Genomic DNA, 16,547 nt, shown 5'->3' on the forward strand with positions numbered 1-16,547 from the left:
CCGGTCGACCGGAGTGGTGGTCGGGGTCAGTGGCCCAGGATCTTCGACAGGAAGTCCTGGGAGCGGGAGGTCTGCGGGTCGGTGAAGAACTGCTCGGGCGTCGCCTCTTCGACGATCTGGCCATCGGCCATGAAGATGATGCGATCGGCGGCGCGCCGTGCGAACCCCATCTCGTGCGTCACCACGACCATCGTCATGCCGTCGTTCGCGAGCCCGATCATGACGTCGAGCACCTCGTTGATCATCTCGGGATCGAGCGCCGAGGTGGGTTCGTCGAGCAGGATCAGCTTCGGGTCCATCGCGAGGGAGCGCGCGATGGCGACGCGCTGCTGCTGCCCGCCCGAGAGCTGCGAGGGAAGCTTGTGCGCCTGGTTCGCGATGCCGACGCGGTCGAGCAGCGCCATCGCCTTCTCCTCCGCCTCCTTCCGCGAGAGGCCGCGCACCTTCATCGGCCCGAGCGTGACGTTCTGCAGGATCGTCTTGTGGGCGAACAGGTTGAACTGCTGGAAGACCATCCCGACGTCCGCACGGAGCGTCGCGAGGCCCTTCCCCTCCTCGGGGAGCGGCTGCCCGTCGATCGAGATCGTGCCCGAGTCGATGGTCTCCAGACGGTTGATCGCCCGGCAGAGCGTCGACTTGCCCGATCCCGACGGCCCGAGCACCACGACGACTTCGCCGCGCCCGACCTGCGTGTTGATGTCGTTCAGCACGTGCAGGTCGCCGTAGTGCTTGTTCACCGCATCGATGATGACGAGTGGCTCTCGATCGTCGCGGACCACTCTGACCGCTGTCGTGTCTCCCATGCTGCGATCGTACAAACACCGGGGCGCCGCGTGCGAGGACTTGTGCAGCTTCCACAAAGCTGGCTAGGGTGTCTCAAAACTCCTGATCGCCCGCGAGAACGTCTCGAGCAGCGCACGGAAGCGCCGAGCGTCGCATCCGCATGCCCGGGCGCGGGCGTGAATCGTTACCGAGCTGACACCTTGCGCGGCCGGAAGAGGGCGCAGATGAGGAAGATCGCGGTGAGCACGAGCCCCACCGCGCCGCCGGCCGCGAACGAGAACTCGCGCGACGCCCACAGCCCGATGAGGCCCCCGGCGATGCCGATCGCGGCGGAGATCACCGGAATCCACTCGAGACGCCGCGTGAGCACGCGGGCGGCCGCGGCCGGCGCGATGAGCACGGCGACGCCGAGGATCGCGCCCACCGCGGGCATCGCGACCACCACCGAGGCGGCGATGATCCCGGTCACGACGAGCTCGATCGGCCAGGTGCGGAACCCGGCGGCCGCGAACCCGACCGGGTCGAAGGTGTGGAAGATGATGCGCCGGCCGAATATCGCGGCGAGCGCCAGCGCGACGACGAGCACCGCCGCGGTGGCGGCCACGTCGGCTGCGCTCACCCCGAGCGGCGACCCGACGAGCAGCGCCTCCACGGGAACGCCGAGACCGGGGTTCAGGGCGGCGAGCAGCGTGCCGAGGGCGAACCCGAACGAGAGCACGACGCCGCTCGTCACCTGCCGCCCCTGGCCGGGGATGCGCGAGAGCAGCGTCATCGCGAGCACGAGCACCACGGCGAAGAGCGCCTGCCCGATGAGCAGGTTCCAGCCGAGGAGGGCGAACACGACGCCGCCGGGGAACGTGGCGTGGCTGAGGGCCACGGCGAAGAACGAGCGCCGGCGCAGCACGATGAGGGTGCCGGCGACGCCCGAGAGCGCGCCGAGCAGCGCGAGTTCGAGGGCGGCGAGGGCGAAGTAGCTCATGCGGCGCCCTGCTCGAGCCCGTCGGAGCGCCCGCTCCCCGCCGAGCGCCCGCTCCCCGCCGAGCGCCCGCTCCCCGCCGCGCGCCCGCGCCGGAGGGCGCGCCCCCGCTGCCGCCGCACCGCCGTCGCGGCCACGCGCAGGAGCGCGGCGATCACGTATCCGCCGACGAGCAGCAGGACGACGACCGCACCGGGCGACACGGTCGCGCCGAGCGACGTCGACCAGGCGAACGAGATCCACAGCCCGGCGATGCCCGCGGCGAGGGGCAGCAGCACCGCGACGGGGATGAGCAGCGCGAAGCCTCGCGTGAGCAGTCGTGACGCGGCCATGGGCACGGTGAGCAGCGCGATCACCATGAGCACGCCGAGCGCCTGCACGCCCGCGACGACGAGCAGGGCCACCGCGATCGCGAGGGCGAGGTCTGCGCGCAGCACGCGGAAGCCGGCGGCCGCCGCGCCTGCGGCGTCGAAGGAGCGGAAGAGCTGCGCCCGCCAGGTGCAGCCCACGATCGCGATCGCGACGACGGCGACGAGCAGGATCTGCCAGAGCTGCGTCTCGGTCACCGTCAGCAGGCGCCCGAAGAGCAGCTCGGTGAGCTCGGACACGTAGCCCTCCTGCCGCGACACGAGCACCACTCCCAGGCTGAAGAGCCCGGTGAGCACGACCGCGATGGCGGCGTCCGCTTCGACGCCGCCGCGGTGCTCGATGACGGTGAAGAGCACGGCGGCGAGGATCGCCGCGACGAGCGCCCCCGGCAGCAGGCCCGCGGATCCGCCGATCAGGGAGCCGGCGACGAGGCCGGGGAACACGGAGTGCACGAGCCCGTCGCTCACGAACTCGAGCTCGCGGAAGCTGATGAACAGGCCGACCACGCCGGCCGCGACGGCGAGGATCGCGACGGTGAGCAGCGCGCGCCACATGAACGGCAGCGCGAAGATCTCGAGCGGGCCCGCCTGCATCAGGTGGAGCGCGGGCATGAGCGCCGCCGGCGTCACTCCGTCTCCCGCGTCGTGGTCACCGTGTGGTGGTCGAGCTCGACCGTCGTGTCCTGGAAGGCGTGCTGCACCGCGTCGAGCGTGAGCGCGGCGTCGACGGAGCCGAACGCCGCCGGGTGCCCGGGCTGCTGCGGGTGGTGGCCGCTCGCGAGCAGGAGGGCGTGCGAGCACGCCTCCTGCGCGATCTCGAGGTCGTGGGTCGAGACGATGATGGTGCGGCCCTCGGCGCGCAGCTCGCGCACGAGGCGCAGCAGCACATCGCGGTTCTCGCGGTCGAGGCCGTTGAACGGCTCGTCGAGGAGGAGGAGCTGCGGATCGGAGACGAGGGCCCGCGCGAGGATGCCTCGCTGTTGCTGCCCGCCCGAGAGCTCGCCGAAGCGGCGGGAGGCCCACCCCGACAGGCCGACCCGTTCGAGCGCCTGCCCGACGGCCTCGCGGCCGTGCCGCCCGATGGGGCGCAGCGCCCCGCGCGAGCGGTAGAGCCCCATGGTCACCACCTGGCGGAGGGTGATGGGCAGCTCGGCGTCGCGGGTGTCGGCCTGCGGCAGTGAGCCGATGCGGCGACGTGCGCGATCCGGCGTCTCCCCGAGCACCCGGATCGAGCCGGCCGTGAGTTCGGCGAGGCCGAGGATGCCGCGCAGGAGCGTCGACTTGCCCGACCCGTTCGGCCCGATCAGCGCGACCGCGGCGCCGGCGGGCACCGTCAGCGACAGGTGCTCGACGCGGGCGGTGCCGTCGTACCCGAAGGCCGCGTCGTCGAGCACGAGAGCGGCGTCATCGGCGTCGATGCCGAGCGCGGAGCCCCCGGGCGCGGTGCCCGGGAGCTGCATCGCGCTCGGGGCGGCGCACTGCTGCGCGTCGCCGGCGTCGGGTGCTGCTGCGTCGCGTGCGGCGGTCATCCCTGCAGACTATCGGGCACCGCGTCGACCTGCGCGCCCCAGGCGTCGAGAATGAGCGCGGTGTTGTGCACCGTCGCGCCGATGTAGGTGGCGCCGTCGCTGTCGGGGGCGCCGAGCGAATCGGCGTAGAGGTTCTCGGAGTCGACGACCTCGACGCCCGCCTCGTCGGCGATGGTCTGCGCGAGCTTGGGGCTCATCGACGATTCGACGAACACCGCCTTCACACCGCGCTCCCGGATCGCGGCGACCAGCGCGTCGATGTCGGCGGCGCTCGGCTCCGCGTTGTCCTCGAAGCTGGGCAGGATCGACCCGACGAACTCGATTCCGTATTCGTGCAGGTAGTACCGCAGCGAATCGTGGCCGCTCACGAGCACGCGCTCCTCGGCAGGCACGCGCTCGAACTGCGCCGCGACCCAGGCGTCGAGCTGCTGCAGGCGCTCGGTGTAGTCGCCGGCGCGCTGCTCGTAGCCGTCCGCGTGCTCGGCGTCCGCGGCCGCGAGGCCGTCGGCGATCTCCGCGACCATGCCGATGGCGTTCTTCGGCGACGTCCAGATGTGCGGGTTCAGGTCGCCGTGATCGTGATCGTGCTCGGCGTGCGCGTCCTCCGCGTGCTCGTGGTCGTGCTCGTGGTCGTGCTCGGACTCGTCGGCGTGCTCCTCGTCGGCGTGCTCGTGGTCGTGGCTCTCGGTCTCTCCGCCCTCGGCGGTGATGTGCTTCGCCTCGTCGAGGTCGATGCCGTCGGCCGCCGTGATGATGGTGCCGTCGAAGCCGGAGGCGTCGACGGCGTCGTCGACGAAGGTCTCGAGGTTGGCGCCGTTGACGATCAGCACGTCGGCCTCGCCGAGCGCCAGCAGGTCGGCGGGGCTCGGGTCGAAGTGGTGCGCCGAGGCGTTCGGCGACAGGAGCCCGGTGAGCTCGATGTCGTCGCCGCCGACCTCGCTCGCGAAGTCGGTGAGCTGCGTCGTGGTCGCCACGACCTTGAGGCCGCCTGCGCCCCCGCCCTGGTCTGCGGATGCTCCGCCGCTGCACGCGGTGAGCGCGAGCAGTGACGCGAGGGCGGCGCCGGCGAGGACGGCGGGTTTCAGGGCGCGGGGGTGAGGAGTCATGACACACTTTCTAATGAGAACGAGTATCACTATACACCTGCGCCCGGGGCGCTCGTAAGCTGGAGCGATGACAGCAGCGGGCGCGCCCGAGACCGCGATCGCGTGGCGCGACGCGCTGCGGCGCGGAGAGATCTCGGCTCGCGAGGCCGTCGCGCACTTCCTCGCCCGCATCGAGGATCGCGCCGAGCTCGGAGCATTCCTCACCGTCACGGCCGAGCACGCCCGCGCCGCCGCCGCGGCTGCCGACGCGCGATTCGCCGCCACGCCCCGATCCGAGCGCGGGGGCCTGCCCCGGCTCCACGGCCTCCCGACCGCAGTCAAGGACCTCGTAGAGGTGGCCGGGGCCGCGACGACCCGCGGCAGCGCGGCCCTGCGCCACCCCGTCGCCGCGAGCGACGCGCCCGGCGTCGCCGTGCTCCGAGCCGCGGGCGCGATCCCCCTCGGCAAGACCCAGGTGCCCGAACTGGGCCTCACGGGGTACTCGGAGAACGCGATCGCTCCGCCCGCCCGCAACCCGCTCGACCCGACCCGCACCCCGGGCGGCTCATCCGGCGGCAGCGCGGCCGCGATCGCCGCCGACCTGATTCCCGTGGGGCCGGGAACGGACGGCGGCGGATCGATCCGCATCCCCGCCCTCGCGTGCGGCCTGGTCGGGCTGAAGCCGGGCCTCGGGGCGGTTCCCGGCGACTTCGGGAGCGCCGCAGCGCCCTCCGTGCACGACGAGTTCGGCGCGCCGCGCCTCACCGTGAGCGGCCCCCTCGCGAGGAGCGCGGCCGATGCCGCGATGCTCTACGACGCGCAGCGCGGGGCCGCCGCCGAGCCGGCGCTGGCGGCGGTGCGCGCCGCCGACTCCCTCACCGGGCTGCGCATCGCCTGCACCGAGGCGTCGCCGTTCGCCTCCGCGTACCCGATCGCGATCGGCCCCGAGGCGCGCCGCGCCGCGGAGACGGCGCGCGACCGCCTCGCCCGGCGCGGCCACCGCCTCGAGGCGGCCGACTTCGTCTACGACCCGGGCTACCCCGACGCCTTCACCACCTCGTGGACGGCCGGGCTGTCGCGCCTCCCCCTCGCCGCGAGCGCCGAGGAGCGGCTCATGCCGCTCACGCGCGCCTTCCGCACCCGCGCCGTCGCGCGGAGCGATGCCGCGCACGCCCGCGCGGGCGCCCGCCTCCGCGAGTTCGCCGCCGACGTGCGCGAGCAGTGGGGCGCCTACGACGCCGTGCTCACGCCCGGGCTCACGATGCTGCCGCCCCGCATCGGCGCCTTCACGTCGCTCGACGCCGATGACGACTACCGGCTGCAGTGCGAGTGGGCGCCGTTCACCTCGATGGTGAACGTCTCGGGGCTGCCGGCGATCGCGGTGCCCGTGCTGCGTCTGCCGACAGGACACGCGATGGGGGTGCAGATCATCGGCCGGGTGGGCGGGGAGCACCGCCTGCTGCAGCTCGCCGCACAGCTCGCCGCGGAGTGAGCTCGGGCCCGGGCCGCCCGCGGTCTCAGGTCTCAGGTCTCGGCTCGCAGGTCGCAGCTCGCAGCTCGCAGCTCGCAGGGATCCCAGAGTTCTCGCAGCTTTTTTCATTAGCACTCTCAGGTACCGAGTGCTAATCTACCAGCACATTGAGTGACCTCCACTCAAGTTTCACTGGAAGGAGATAACCATCATGGCAATGACGTTCGATCCCTTCAGCGAGATGGACCGATGGGCGGCCACCGCGCTGCAGCAGGCCCGCTCCGGCCCCCGGCAGATGCCCGTCGACCTCCAGCGCGACCACGAGCGGTACGTGCTGAACGCCGACCTGCCGGGCGTCGATCCCGGCTCGATCGATATCGATGTCGACGGCCAGCTCCTCACCATCCGGGCCCAGCGCACGGCCGACGTGGCCGAGGGCTCCAAGTGGCTGACGCGCGAGCGCCCCTCCGGCACCTACCTGCGTCAGTTCAGCGTGGGCCAGGGCGTCGACATCGCGGGCATCTCGGCGTCGTACGACAACGGCGTGCTCAGCGTGGTCATCCCGGTCAGCGAGCAGGCGAAGCCGCGCAAGATCGCGGTCGAGGGCCAGGCCGCGCACCTCGACTCCGCCGATCCGAGCTCCGAGCGCCGCGACGCCCAGAAGTCCCTCACGCACTAGCCGACCGCCGCGGCCGCCCGCACGTGCACGAGTCGGCGGCCGCACGAACAATGCGCACCGCGCGGGCGGGGGACGCGAGCACCCCCGCCCGCGCTATGCGCGCGACGTCGAGAGCCGCCCCGGACGCGGCGGGAGACCCGCCCGCGCGTAGACCGCGTCGATGAGCGCCATCGTGCGCCGCGAGCGCTCGAACCCCGCCGCGGAGCGCTCCCCCGAGCGCACCGCCTCCCGCACGCGACGCAGCTGATACGCGTACGACGCGGCGGATCCGACGTCTTCGACCCGCTCCTCCGCTCCCGCTCCGGTCGTCGTGCGCACGATCAGGCGGCCCTCCTCCTGCGGCTTCACGAAGTTCGGCAGCACCGTCTCCCCCAGGGAGCCCGAGACGCGCAACCCGAAGTTCCACTCCGGGCTCACCATGCTCGTGTGCACCCGCACCGGCACCCCGCCGAGATCCAGCTCCGCGACGACCTCTGCGTCGACGCGGTCGTCATGCACCCACCGTCGCGCCCGCGCCGACAGCAGCTCGGGGGCCGCAAGGGCGGGCAGCGCCGACCCCGCGAGCGCATCGCCGAGCAGCAGCAGGGCGTGCAGCGCATAGCAGCCGAGATCCATGAGCGCCCCGCCCGCCAGCTCGAAGCTCCACCGCGGATCGTCCGCGCCCGGCGCGGGCATGTCCACGTGCACATCGACGCCCCGCAGCTCCCCGATCCCGCCCGCGCGCACCACGTCGACGAGTCGATGCAGCGCGGGATGATCGGCGTAGTGGAACGCCTCCCACGCCCACCCCGGCGCGCGCTCCATCGCGGCGGCGACCCCGTCGAACTCCGCGAGATTCGCCGCGAACGGCTTCTCGACGAGCACATTGCGACCGGCCGCGAGCGCGCGCACCGCCCATTCCGCGTGCAGGGCGTTCGGCAGCCCGATGTAGACGAGATCGAGCGAGTCATCGGCGACGAGCGCCGCGTAGCTCTCCGCCGCAGACGCGAACCCTCGGTCGGCGGCGTACCGCAGCGCCCGATCGGGATCCCGAGCCGCCACCGAGGCGCGCACATCGCCGGTCTCGCGCGTCGCGGCCACGATCGCCGCATCGGCGATGCGCGACGCGCCCAGCACGCCGATGCGCAGCGGAGCGCTCATGCCGCCTCCCCCTCGCGCTCGCCGAGCATCTCGCGCAGATGCGCGACGCTGCGGCGGGCGTGCTCGAGCGCAGCGTCGGCGTCGGCGTCGCGCTCGATCACCGCGTCCTGCTCGAGCACGTACCAGCCCGCGTACCCGGCATCGCGCAGCGCGGCGACGATCTCGCCGATGCGGGCGTCGCCCGAGCCGAGCGGCCGGTACATGCCCTGCCGCACCCCCTCGCGGTAGTCGATCTCACCCGCCCGCACCCGCGCGGCGACGGCGACGCTCACATCCTTCATATGGGCGTGCACGATGCGGCGCGCGTGCCGCCGCACGAACGCGACCGGATCGCCGCCGCCGAGCGTGTAGTGCCCCGTATCGAGGCAGACGCCGATGCGCGATCCCGCGAGCACCCGCTCCACGGCCTCCGGAGTCTCCACGACGGTGCCGAGATGCGGGTGCAGCGTCGCCACCACCCCCGCCGCCTCCGCCGCGACGAGCGCGCGATCGAGATTCGCGAGCAGCGTCGCCCACTCCGCATCGCTCAGCTCGACCGCCCCGTCGTAGCCCGCGTCGCCGGTGACCGCCGAGAGCACCAGGGTCGTCGCGCCCCCGGCCGCGTACGCCTCGAGTTCGCGCTCGATCGCAGGCAGCGGATCCTGCCCGTCGCGGTGCAGCACGACCGGGAAGAACCCGCCGACCGCGTCGAGCCCCGCCGCTGCGAGCGCCGATGCGCGCTCGGCGGGCGCATCGGGCAGAAACCCCTCGGGCCCGAACTCCGTCGCCGCGATCCCGAGCGACGCCATCTCGGCGAGCACGCGCTCGCGATCGAGCTGCACCCCCCAGTCGGGAACTTCGATGACGCCCCAGCTGATGGGGGCTGCGGCGATGCGCGCGGTGCGTGCCATGTGCGACTCCTTCGTCAGTCGTGCGGGGTGAGCGGTGGGGCGGTGTTGCGCGGGGGCGGTGGTGCGGGTGAGCGGTGGTGCGGTGGGAGGGGTGCGCGGCGGGATCCGCGTTCAGGCGCCGGCCGCCGTCGTCCCGTCTACCGGGGCGCTCGGCTGCCAGGTGCGCGTCTCGGCCGAGCGCTCGGCGGCGCCCACCACCTGCGCCGCAGAGAGCGCGTCCTGGATGTTCGCGTTCAGCGCCTCGCGGCCGAGCACCGCCTGCACGAACTTCTTGGCCTCGACGACCTTGAGATCGTCGTACCCCATCGACGTGCCGGCGCCGGGCTGGAATCGGGCGAAGTCGCCCATGCCCGGCCGCGCCATGACCCGCGTGTACCCCTGATTCTCGGCGCCGAGACCGCCCGAGAGGTGCAGCTCGTTCATCCGCTCGAAATCCCAGTGCGCCGACCCGTGCGTGCCGTACACCTCGATGCCGTAACTCGCGCGCGGCCCCACCGAGACGCGCGAGGCCTCCAGCGCGCCGACCGCGTGCGCCCCCGGGGCGCCCTCCGCGATGCGCACCAGCATCCCCGCGTAGTCCTCGTTCTCGACCGGCTTCGTGTCGCCGTTCTCGATCACGGCGAAGTGCGTGCCCGTGCCCATCGGCAGCTCGGGGCGCTCGGTGTACACCGTCGACGTGACCGCGCTGACCTCCGCGATCGGCCCGAGCGTGTACTGCACCAGGTCGACCAGGTGCCCCATGAGATCGCCGAGCACGCCCGTGCCCGCGTGCTCCCGCACGAAGCGCCACGAGAGCGCGCCGCGGGGGTCCGCCGAGTAGTCGGCGAACATCTGGCCGCGCACGTTCGTGATGCGGCCGAGCCGGCCGTCGAGCACGAGCTCGCGCAGGTACTCGATCGCCGGGGCGTGGCGGTAGTTGAACCCGATCGAGCTCACCACCCCGGCCTCCGCCGCCGCTTCGGCGACCGCCCGGGTCTCGTGCTCGCCGCGGCCGACGGGCTTCTCGATCCAGAAGTGCTTCCCGGCGCGCGCGGCGGCGATGCCGATCTCGGCGTGGAGGAAGTTGGGGGCGCAGATGGAGACGACGTCGACTTCGGGATCGCGCAGCACGTCGTGGTAGTCGGCCGAAGCGCGCTCGTACCCGAGCACCTCCACGGCCTCGTCGGCGCGCCCCGGCGCCGGATCGGCCGCGTGCACGAGGCGCAGGCGCAGGCCGAGGTCGGGGTACGCGTAGCGCAGGTTCGCGTAGGCCCGGCTGTGCAGTCGCCCCATCCAGCCGACGCTGATGAGCCCCACCCCGATCTCGACGGTCCCGTCTTCCCGTTTCCGCATGAGCGCCCGCCTTCGTGTTCGTGGTGCTGCGCACCGATCGTCATCGTGGAGGCCCGAACGGCGGCGAGGTGCACTGGAGCGCCGCGGGGTGGACCGGTCCAAATTGTATGAACAAAGTCGTCGCGCTGTCAACGGCACTGCTCGCGCGCCCCTGGGCTCCCCGCCCCGCGCCCGCCCCGCGCCCGCCCCGCGTCCGCGCCCGCCGTCCGGCGCCCGCGCGCCTCCGCGCCCGCGCCCGTCCCGCGCGCCTCCGCGCCCGTCGTCCAGCGCCTCCCCCCCCTCCTGCGCCGAGACCGAGGGTTCGCGCCGAGACCGAGGGAGTTCGCGCGTGCGATTCGCTCGTGGTCGGCGCAAACCCTCGGTCTCGGCGAGGTTGAGCGCGGCGCGGGGCCCCGGGCGGCGCGGCGCGGGGCCCCGGGCAGCGCGGGGGCCGGCGCGCACCGGGCGCATCGCGGCCCGCTGCGCGCCCCTCGCGCTCAGCGGCGCGACCGCCCGCGGACGCCGCCTTCGGGCTCGTCCTCGTCGTCGGCGTACTCGCCCGGGATGACGGTGACCGACTCGGTCACCTCGACCCGGCCCACGCCTGCGGCGGTGTCGCCCTGGATCTCGTCGCGGATCGTGCGCACCGCATCGGTGCTCGTGCCGACATCGCGGAGCTCGTGCACGAGCTGCTCCAGCTCGGCGCCGCCGGCCATGAGGCCCGTCAGCTCCTCGAGCGAGATCGCCGACTTCTCGTGGTAGCCGATGCTCTGGCCGCGCTTGAGCAGCAGGAAGCGGTCGCCCACGGGGTAGGCGTGGTGCGGGTTGTGCGTGATGAAGATCACGCCGAGGCCCCGATCCCGCGCCTGGATGATGTAGCGCAGCACCACGCCCGACTGCTTGACGCCGAGCGCCGCGGTCGGCTCGTCGAGAATGAGCACCTTCGCCCCGAAGTACACCGCCCGGGCGATCGCGACGCACTGCCGCTCACCACCCGACAAGGTGCCGATCGGCTGATCCACGTCGCGCAGGTCGATGCCCATGTCGAGCAGCTCCTGCTTCGCCGTCTGGCGCATGAAGTCGACGTCGAGGCGCTGGAACGGACCCCACCCCTTCGTCTGCTCGGAGCCGAGGAAGAAGTTGCGCCAGACCGGCATGAGCGGAGCGACGGCGAGATCCTGATACACCGTCGCGATGCCCCGGTTCAGCGCCTCGCGCGGCGAATCGAACCGCACGGGCTCCCCCTCGACGAGGTACTCGCCCGCGGTGTGCTGATGGAGGCCGGCGATGATCTTGATGAGCGTCGACTTGCCGGCGCCGTTGTCGCCGAGCACGCACATCACCTCGCCGGCCGAGACCTTCAGGCTGACGTCGCGGAGCGCGATGATGTTGCCGTACCGCTTCTCGGCCTCGCGCAGCTCGACGAGCGGCGCAGCGGCGGTCGCTGTGGCGTTCACTTCTTCCCTCCCCGCGCCGCGCGGCGCTGCAGCGTGAAGTTCAGCACGGTCGCGCCGAGCAGCATGGCGCCGAGGAAGAACTTCAGCCAGTCCGGATTCCATTCGGCGTAGACGACGCCCTTGAGCGCCATGCCGTAGATCAGGGCGCCGATCGCGCCGCCGATCGCCGAGCCGTATCCGCCGGTCATGAGGCAGCCGCCCACGACGGCCGCGATGATGTAGAGGAACTCGTTGCCGATGCCCTCGCCCGACTGCACCGTCTTGAACGCGAAGAGCTGATGCATGCCGAGCAGCCAGGCGCAGAAGCTCACGCCCATGTAGAGGCCGATCTTCGTCTTCACGACGGGCACGCCCACGGCGCGAGCCGCGTCGGGGGCGCCGCCCGACGAGAAGATCCAGTTGCCGATCTTGGTGCGCTGCAGAATCCAGGTCGCGATGAGCACCAGGATGATCCAGTAGAACACCGTGATCTTGACGTTGACGCCGAAGACGGGGATGTCGGCGGCGAACACGGCCTCCGCCGAGGCGAACCCCGGCCACTGGGCGATGGACGGGGCGGCGACGCCGCCGGTGAGTGCGCGGGTGACGCCCAGGTTGAGGCCCGTCAGCATGAAGAAGGTCGCGAGCGTGATGATGAAGCTCGAGAGCTTCGTCTTCGTCAGCAGCCAGCCGTTGAGCAGCCCGATCAGGAGCGAGAAGACCAGCCCGACGGTCGCTCCGACCCAGACGTTCCCCCCGAACCAGTACATGAAGAGGGACGAGGAGAGCGCCGCCGAGATGACGCCGACGCCGGCCGACAGGTCGACCTCGCCGCCGATCATCAGCAGTGAGACGCCCACCGCCATGATGCCGACCGTCGACGCGCCGTACAGGATCGTCGCGATGGAGTTCGGCTGGGTGAACTGGGGGGCGACCACGGCGAACATGATCGCGAGCACCAGTGCGGCCGCGGTGGCGCCCGCTTCGGGCTTCGTGAAGAACCTGGTGAAGAGGTTGCCGGAGGCGACGCGCTCGTCGAGCTTCGGAGCTGTTGCTGTACTCATGGATTCGACCTTCCGGTGCGACCCTTCCTACTCCGCCGACTCCGCGTCGCCGCCGTCGAACTGCGACGCGACGCTCTCGGCGTTGTCCGCGTTGACGACTGCGGGGCCCGTCAGCACCGCCTGGCCGCCGCCGAGCACGTAGCCGCCCTCCGTGTAGAGGCGCACGGCTTCGACCGCCGAGTAGCCCTGCAGGAACGGCTGCTGGTCGATGCCGAAGAGGATCGTGCCGTCCTTGATGGCCGCGTAGACGTCGGCGTTGAGGTCGGTCGTCGCGAGGGTCGCACTGCTGCCGGCGTCGGCGATCGAGTCCATCGCGGTCATGGCGAAGGGTGCGCCGAGGGTGAGCACGGCGTCGATGTCGGCGTTGGTCTGCAGCTTGGACGTGATGGTCGATGCGACGTTGGTCATGTCGGTGCCCTGCACGTACAGCACCTCGGAGGTGCCCTCGAAGGTGTCGGCGAGCCCCTCGCAGCGCGATTCGAGGCCGACGTGGCCCTGCTCCTGGATGACGCAGACGGCCTTCTTCAGGCCCGCTTCGTTGAACTGCTCGCCTGCGGCCTGGCCGGCGATGAACTCGTTCTGGCCGAAGTGGGCGAGCACGCCCAGATCCTTGAAGGCGTCTTCGCCCGCGTTGATGCTGAATACCGGAATGCCGGCGTCGACCGCCTTCTGCACCTCGCCCGCCATGGCGTCGGACTTGGCGAGCGTCACGACGATGCCGTCGACGCCCTGGTCGACCGCCTGCTGCACGAGCTGGGCCTGGCGCGCGCCGTCGGGGTCGGAGCTGTACAGCAGTTCGACGTTGTTGCGCTCGGCGGCGTTCTCGGCGCCCGCCCGGATCGTGTCCCAGAACGTGTCGCCCGGTGCGGCGTGGGTGACGAGGGCGACCTTGATCTCCTCTTCATCGACGCCTCCGCCGCCTCCGGCGGCTCCCCCGCCGGCGCCCGCGGGCGAGCCGCATGCAGCGAGGGCCAGTGCTCCGACACCAGCCAGGCCCGCGAGGCCGATCTTCGACCAACGCCCGAAACGTGATTTCAACATAGCTGCACTCCATCGTGTAATTGAACTAATGTCGTTACAAAGCTTGCGCTCTGGGTTCACAGTACCGTAACTTTCACGAACAAGCATCTCCTCCGATAAAGGTTGGGTAACGACCGCGCGGCGCTGCATTCACGGCTCGACTGCGCACGGCTGCGGGCGGTCGGGCGCCTTCGAGCGCCGTCGGGATCACCGCTCGCCGTCAGGCTCCTTCGGGCGCAGGTGGTTCCGGCCGGCGCCGTCGGAGCCTCTTGCAGCGTACCGCTCCCGGCGGGCCCGCTCCGTGCTGGGCGGTCGCGCCGGGTGCGCCCGCGGCGGCGAGCGCGCCCCGTGCACGGCGGGTGCGCCCTGTCGGCGCCCTCCGCAGCTCGTCACGCCGAGGCGCGCACCACGAGCGTCGGCGGGATCAGCACCTCGCCGCTCGACCGATCCCCCGCGCCCATTGACCCCGCGCCCGCCCGATCCGCACTCATTGACTCCGCGCCGGCCCGGTCCGCACCCTGCCGCCACGGTGCCGCGACCCCCGGCGCCGCGAAACCCGGCGCCGCGAGCAGCGCCTCCGCGGCCTCCCGGCCGATGCGCCGATTGTCGGGGTCGACGGTCGTCAGGGAGATGCGCGGGATCGCGGCGAGGGTCGTGCCGTCGTACCCCACGACGCGGCACCCGCGCGGCACCCCGACGCCTGCGGACTCGAGCGCCGTGATGACGCCCACCGCGGTCACGTCGTTCACGGCGACGATGGCCTGGGGCAGACGATCCTCCGCGAGCAGCCGCGCCACCGCGCGGCGCGCAGCCACCGCGGCGTCGCGAGCGCCCGCATCCGAGGAGTCGGCGCGCTCGACCCACGCGCGCGCGCCGAAACCCCGCCGCTCGGCCGCCGCGACGAACGCGCGCTCCCGCGCCGCCGCCACCGTGCCGCCGTCGCCGCCCACGAACGCGACGCGCTCGACGCCCTGGGCGGCGAGGTGCGCGACCACGAGGTCGAGCCCCGCCGCATCGTCGGTGCGCACCGCGGCGACGACGTCGGGCGTCGCATCGATCGCGCTCGCCACCACCGTCGGAATCGCGGCCGTCAGCTCAGCCAGCTCCGCGAACTCCGGAATCGTGCCGACCGCGATGAGCCCCGACGGGCGCAGATCGCGCAGCACGTCGATGTTGTCGCGATCCAGCACCGCGCCGCCCGCCCCGTCGTCGACCTGCGCGCTCAGAATCATGGTGCGCCGGCCCGCCTCGGCCAGACGCGCCTTCGCCGCCCCGACGATCTCGGCGAACAACGGGTTGTGCAGGTTCGAGACGAGGATCGCGACGATGTCGCGGCGCCCCGCCGACAACGACTGCGCGACCAGGTTCGGGCGGTACCCGAGCTGCTCGGCCGCGTGCAGCACGCGCAGTCGGCGCTCCTCGCTCACCGTGCCGCCTCCGGTGAACACGAGCGACACCAGCGACTTCGAGACCCCGGCGACCCGGGCGACATCGCGGATCGTGGGCGAGCGCACGGGCCCTCCCGGCGTTGCGCTCGTGTCGTGCACCATCGTCTCTCCTCGCGTCCCGTTCATCATAGGGGCGGCGCCGGCGCGATCCGGGCGTTCGCCCGATCACGGCGTTCGCGCGATGCGGGCGTCTGCGCGATCCGCTAGAGCTCGACGCCGACGGTCGCGCCGGTCTCGGCGGATCGCTGCGCGGCATCGGCCAGAATCAGCGCCGCCCGCCCGTCGTCGAACGTCGGGCTCGTGGACGGCTCGCCGCGCACCAGCCGCACGAATTCGCCGAGCTCCGCGGCGTACGCCGTCGCGTAGCGCTCGAGGAAGAACTCGGGGTACGGCGGCCGCGCCTCGACCGCGTCGCCGTTCGAGAGCACGACGGTGTTCTGCTGCGGATTGCCCACCTGCAGCATGCCGGTCGCGCCGAACGCCTCCATGCGCTGGTCGTAGCCGATGGCGCTGTGGCGCGAGTTCACGATCGTGACGATCGCACCCGACTCCGTCTGGAGCGTCACGACGGCGGTGTCGAAGTCGCCGTGCTCGCGCGCGCCGGCGTCGAAGGTGCGCGCGCCGGTGGCGCTGACGGCGACGATGCGGTCGTCGCTCGTGAAGAAGCGCGCCATGTCGAAGTCGTGGATCGTCATGTCGCGGAAGATGCCTCCCGACACCCCGATGTACTCCGCCGGAGGCGCTGCCGGGTCGCGGCTGATGATGATCAGCTGCTCGAGCGCGCCGATCTCCCCCGCGCGCACCCGGGCGCGGGCGGAGGCGTGATTCGGGTCGAAGCGCCGGTTGAATCCGAGCGCGACCGGCACGCCGCTCGCCGCGATCAGCGGGCGCAGGGCGTCGACGCGGGCGATGTCGAGGTCGATCGGCTTCTCGCACAGCACGGGCAGGCCGGCGCGCACGGAGGCCTCGATGAGGTCGACGTGGGTGGGGGTCGGTGAGGCGATGAGGATCGCATCGACCTCGCCCGACGCGATGAGCTGCTCGGCGGATTCGGTGGCGATCGCCCCGTACCGCTCGGCGACCGCGCTCGCGCCCGCGATGAAGGGGTCGGCCACCCACGAGAGCACCGCCTCGGGAGAGGCGGCGATGCTCGCGGCGTGCACCTGGCCGATGCGGCCGGTTCCGATGAGTCCGATGCGTACGGGTTGCTGCGTCATTGCGGTTCCCTTGGGTCTCGTGCGGTTCGGTAGCGGTTCTGCGGCGCTGCGAAGGCCGGGGGGCTCGGACGCGGTGCGGGCCGCATGCCCGCGCGAACGAAATGTTCGTACAAACTCTGATTGTAGGGCG

At 72.3% G+C, this 16,547-nt stretch carries 15 protein-coding genes; 2 read left to right on the forward strand and 13 right to left on the reverse strand.

Translation table 11 applies throughout. The annotated features are described in order from the left end of the window. Window positions 1-26: 26 nt before the first annotated feature. From BLT44_RS02725 to BLT44_RS02745, 5 genes are all read right to left on the reverse strand, one after another. On the reverse strand, window positions 27-803 hold the full coding sequence (locus BLT44_RS02725) for an amino acid ABC transporter ATP-binding protein (protein ID WP_050803097.1): 777 nt from the start codon (window positions 801-803) through the stop codon (window positions 27-29). Between the two features lie 164 nt (window positions 804-967). After that, window positions 968-1,762, reverse strand: a complete 795-nt coding sequence (locus BLT44_RS02730; RefSeq protein WP_010155671.1) for a metal ABC transporter permease — start codon at window positions 1,760-1,762, stop codon at window positions 968-970. Continuing rightward, window positions 1,759-2,757, reverse strand: coding sequence for a metal ABC transporter permease (locus BLT44_RS02735; protein WP_244887462.1), 999 nt, complete (start codon window positions 2,755-2,757; stop codon window positions 1,759-1,761). Before BLT44_RS02735 ends, BLT44_RS02730 begins: the two co-directional genes overlap by 4 nt. Next, window positions 2,754-3,656 (reverse strand): metal ABC transporter ATP-binding protein, encoded by a 903-nt coding sequence (locus BLT44_RS02740; RefSeq protein ID WP_010157850.1) that lies wholly within the window; start codon window positions 3,654-3,656, stop codon window positions 2,754-2,756. The genes BLT44_RS02735 and BLT44_RS02740 overlap by 4 nt, the downstream gene beginning before the upstream one ends. Then, on the reverse strand, window positions 3,653-4,762 hold the full coding sequence (locus BLT44_RS02745) for a metal ABC transporter substrate-binding protein (protein WP_010157849.1): 1,110 nt from the start codon (window positions 4,760-4,762) through the stop codon (window positions 3,653-3,655). Before BLT44_RS02745 ends, BLT44_RS02740 begins: the two co-directional genes overlap by 4 nt. Window positions 4,763-4,829: 67 nt before the next feature. Here BLT44_RS02745 and BLT44_RS02750 point away from each other — a divergent pair, with 67 nt between their 5' ends. Both BLT44_RS02750 and BLT44_RS02755 read left to right on the forward strand, forming a co-directional pair. Beyond that, window positions 4,830-6,233 carry an amidase gene (locus BLT44_RS02750; RefSeq protein WP_074689900.1) on the forward strand — a complete coding sequence of 468 codons (1,404 nt, stop codon included), beginning with the start codon at window positions 4,830-4,832 and terminating at the stop codon, window positions 6,231-6,233. 190 nt (window positions 6,234-6,423) lie between these two features. Further along, complete coding sequence (locus BLT44_RS02755) at window positions 6,424-6,891, forward strand: Hsp20/alpha crystallin family protein (protein WP_029608139.1); 468 nt, start codon at window positions 6,424-6,426, stop codon at window positions 6,889-6,891. A gap of 93 nt (window positions 6,892-6,984) precedes the next feature. Here the strand turns inward: BLT44_RS02755 and BLT44_RS02760 are convergent, their stop codons facing one another. From BLT44_RS02760 to iolG, 8 genes are all read right to left on the reverse strand, one after another. Continuing rightward, window positions 6,985-8,031, reverse strand: coding sequence for a Gfo/Idh/MocA family protein (locus BLT44_RS02760; RefSeq protein WP_010155668.1), 1,047 nt, complete (start codon window positions 8,029-8,031; stop codon window positions 6,985-6,987). Next, window positions 8,028-8,921, reverse strand: coding sequence for a sugar phosphate isomerase/epimerase family protein (locus BLT44_RS02765; protein WP_010155667.1), 894 nt, complete (start codon window positions 8,919-8,921; stop codon window positions 8,028-8,030). Before BLT44_RS02765 ends, BLT44_RS02760 begins: the two co-directional genes overlap by 4 nt. A 111-nt stretch (window positions 8,922-9,032) precedes the next feature. Further along, window positions 9,033-10,253 carry a Gfo/Idh/MocA family protein gene (locus tag BLT44_RS02770; RefSeq protein ID WP_010155665.1) on the reverse strand — a complete coding sequence of 407 codons (1,221 nt, stop codon included), beginning with the start codon at window positions 10,251-10,253 and terminating at the stop codon, window positions 9,033-9,035. A gap of 476 nt (window positions 10,254-10,729) precedes the next feature. Next, entirely contained in the window at window positions 10,730-11,689 is a 960-nt protein-coding gene (locus BLT44_RS02775) for an ATP-binding cassette domain-containing protein (protein WP_010157810.1), read from the reverse strand. Beyond that, the gene (locus BLT44_RS02780) at window positions 11,686-12,732 is read right to left on the reverse strand and encodes an ABC transporter permease (RefSeq protein ID WP_010157811.1); all 1,047 of its coding nucleotides are present in this window, start codon (window positions 12,730-12,732) and stop codon (window positions 11,686-11,688) included. The genes BLT44_RS02775 and BLT44_RS02780 overlap by 4 nt, the downstream gene beginning before the upstream one ends. Before the next feature lie 27 nt (window positions 12,733-12,759). Then, window positions 12,760-13,773, reverse strand: coding sequence for a sugar ABC transporter substrate-binding protein (locus BLT44_RS02785; protein WP_010157812.1), 1,014 nt, complete (start codon window positions 13,771-13,773; stop codon window positions 12,760-12,762). 368 nt (window positions 13,774-14,141) lie between these two features. Beyond that, window positions 14,142-15,302, reverse strand: coding sequence for a LacI family DNA-binding transcriptional regulator (locus BLT44_RS02790; RefSeq protein WP_083351964.1), 1,161 nt, complete (start codon window positions 15,300-15,302; stop codon window positions 14,142-14,144). Window positions 15,303-15,403: 101 nt separating this feature from the next. Continuing rightward, a complete protein-coding gene (gene iolG, locus BLT44_RS02795) occupies window positions 15,404-16,417 on the reverse strand; it encodes an inositol 2-dehydrogenase (RefSeq protein WP_010155663.1) in 1,014 nt (337 codons plus the stop codon). Window positions 16,418-16,547: the final 130 nt, after the last annotated feature.

Source organism: Leucobacter chromiiresistens, from assembly GCF_900102345.1.
Classification (GTDB): Bacteria; Actinomycetota; Actinomycetes; order Actinomycetales; family Microbacteriaceae; genus Leucobacter; species Leucobacter chromiiresistens.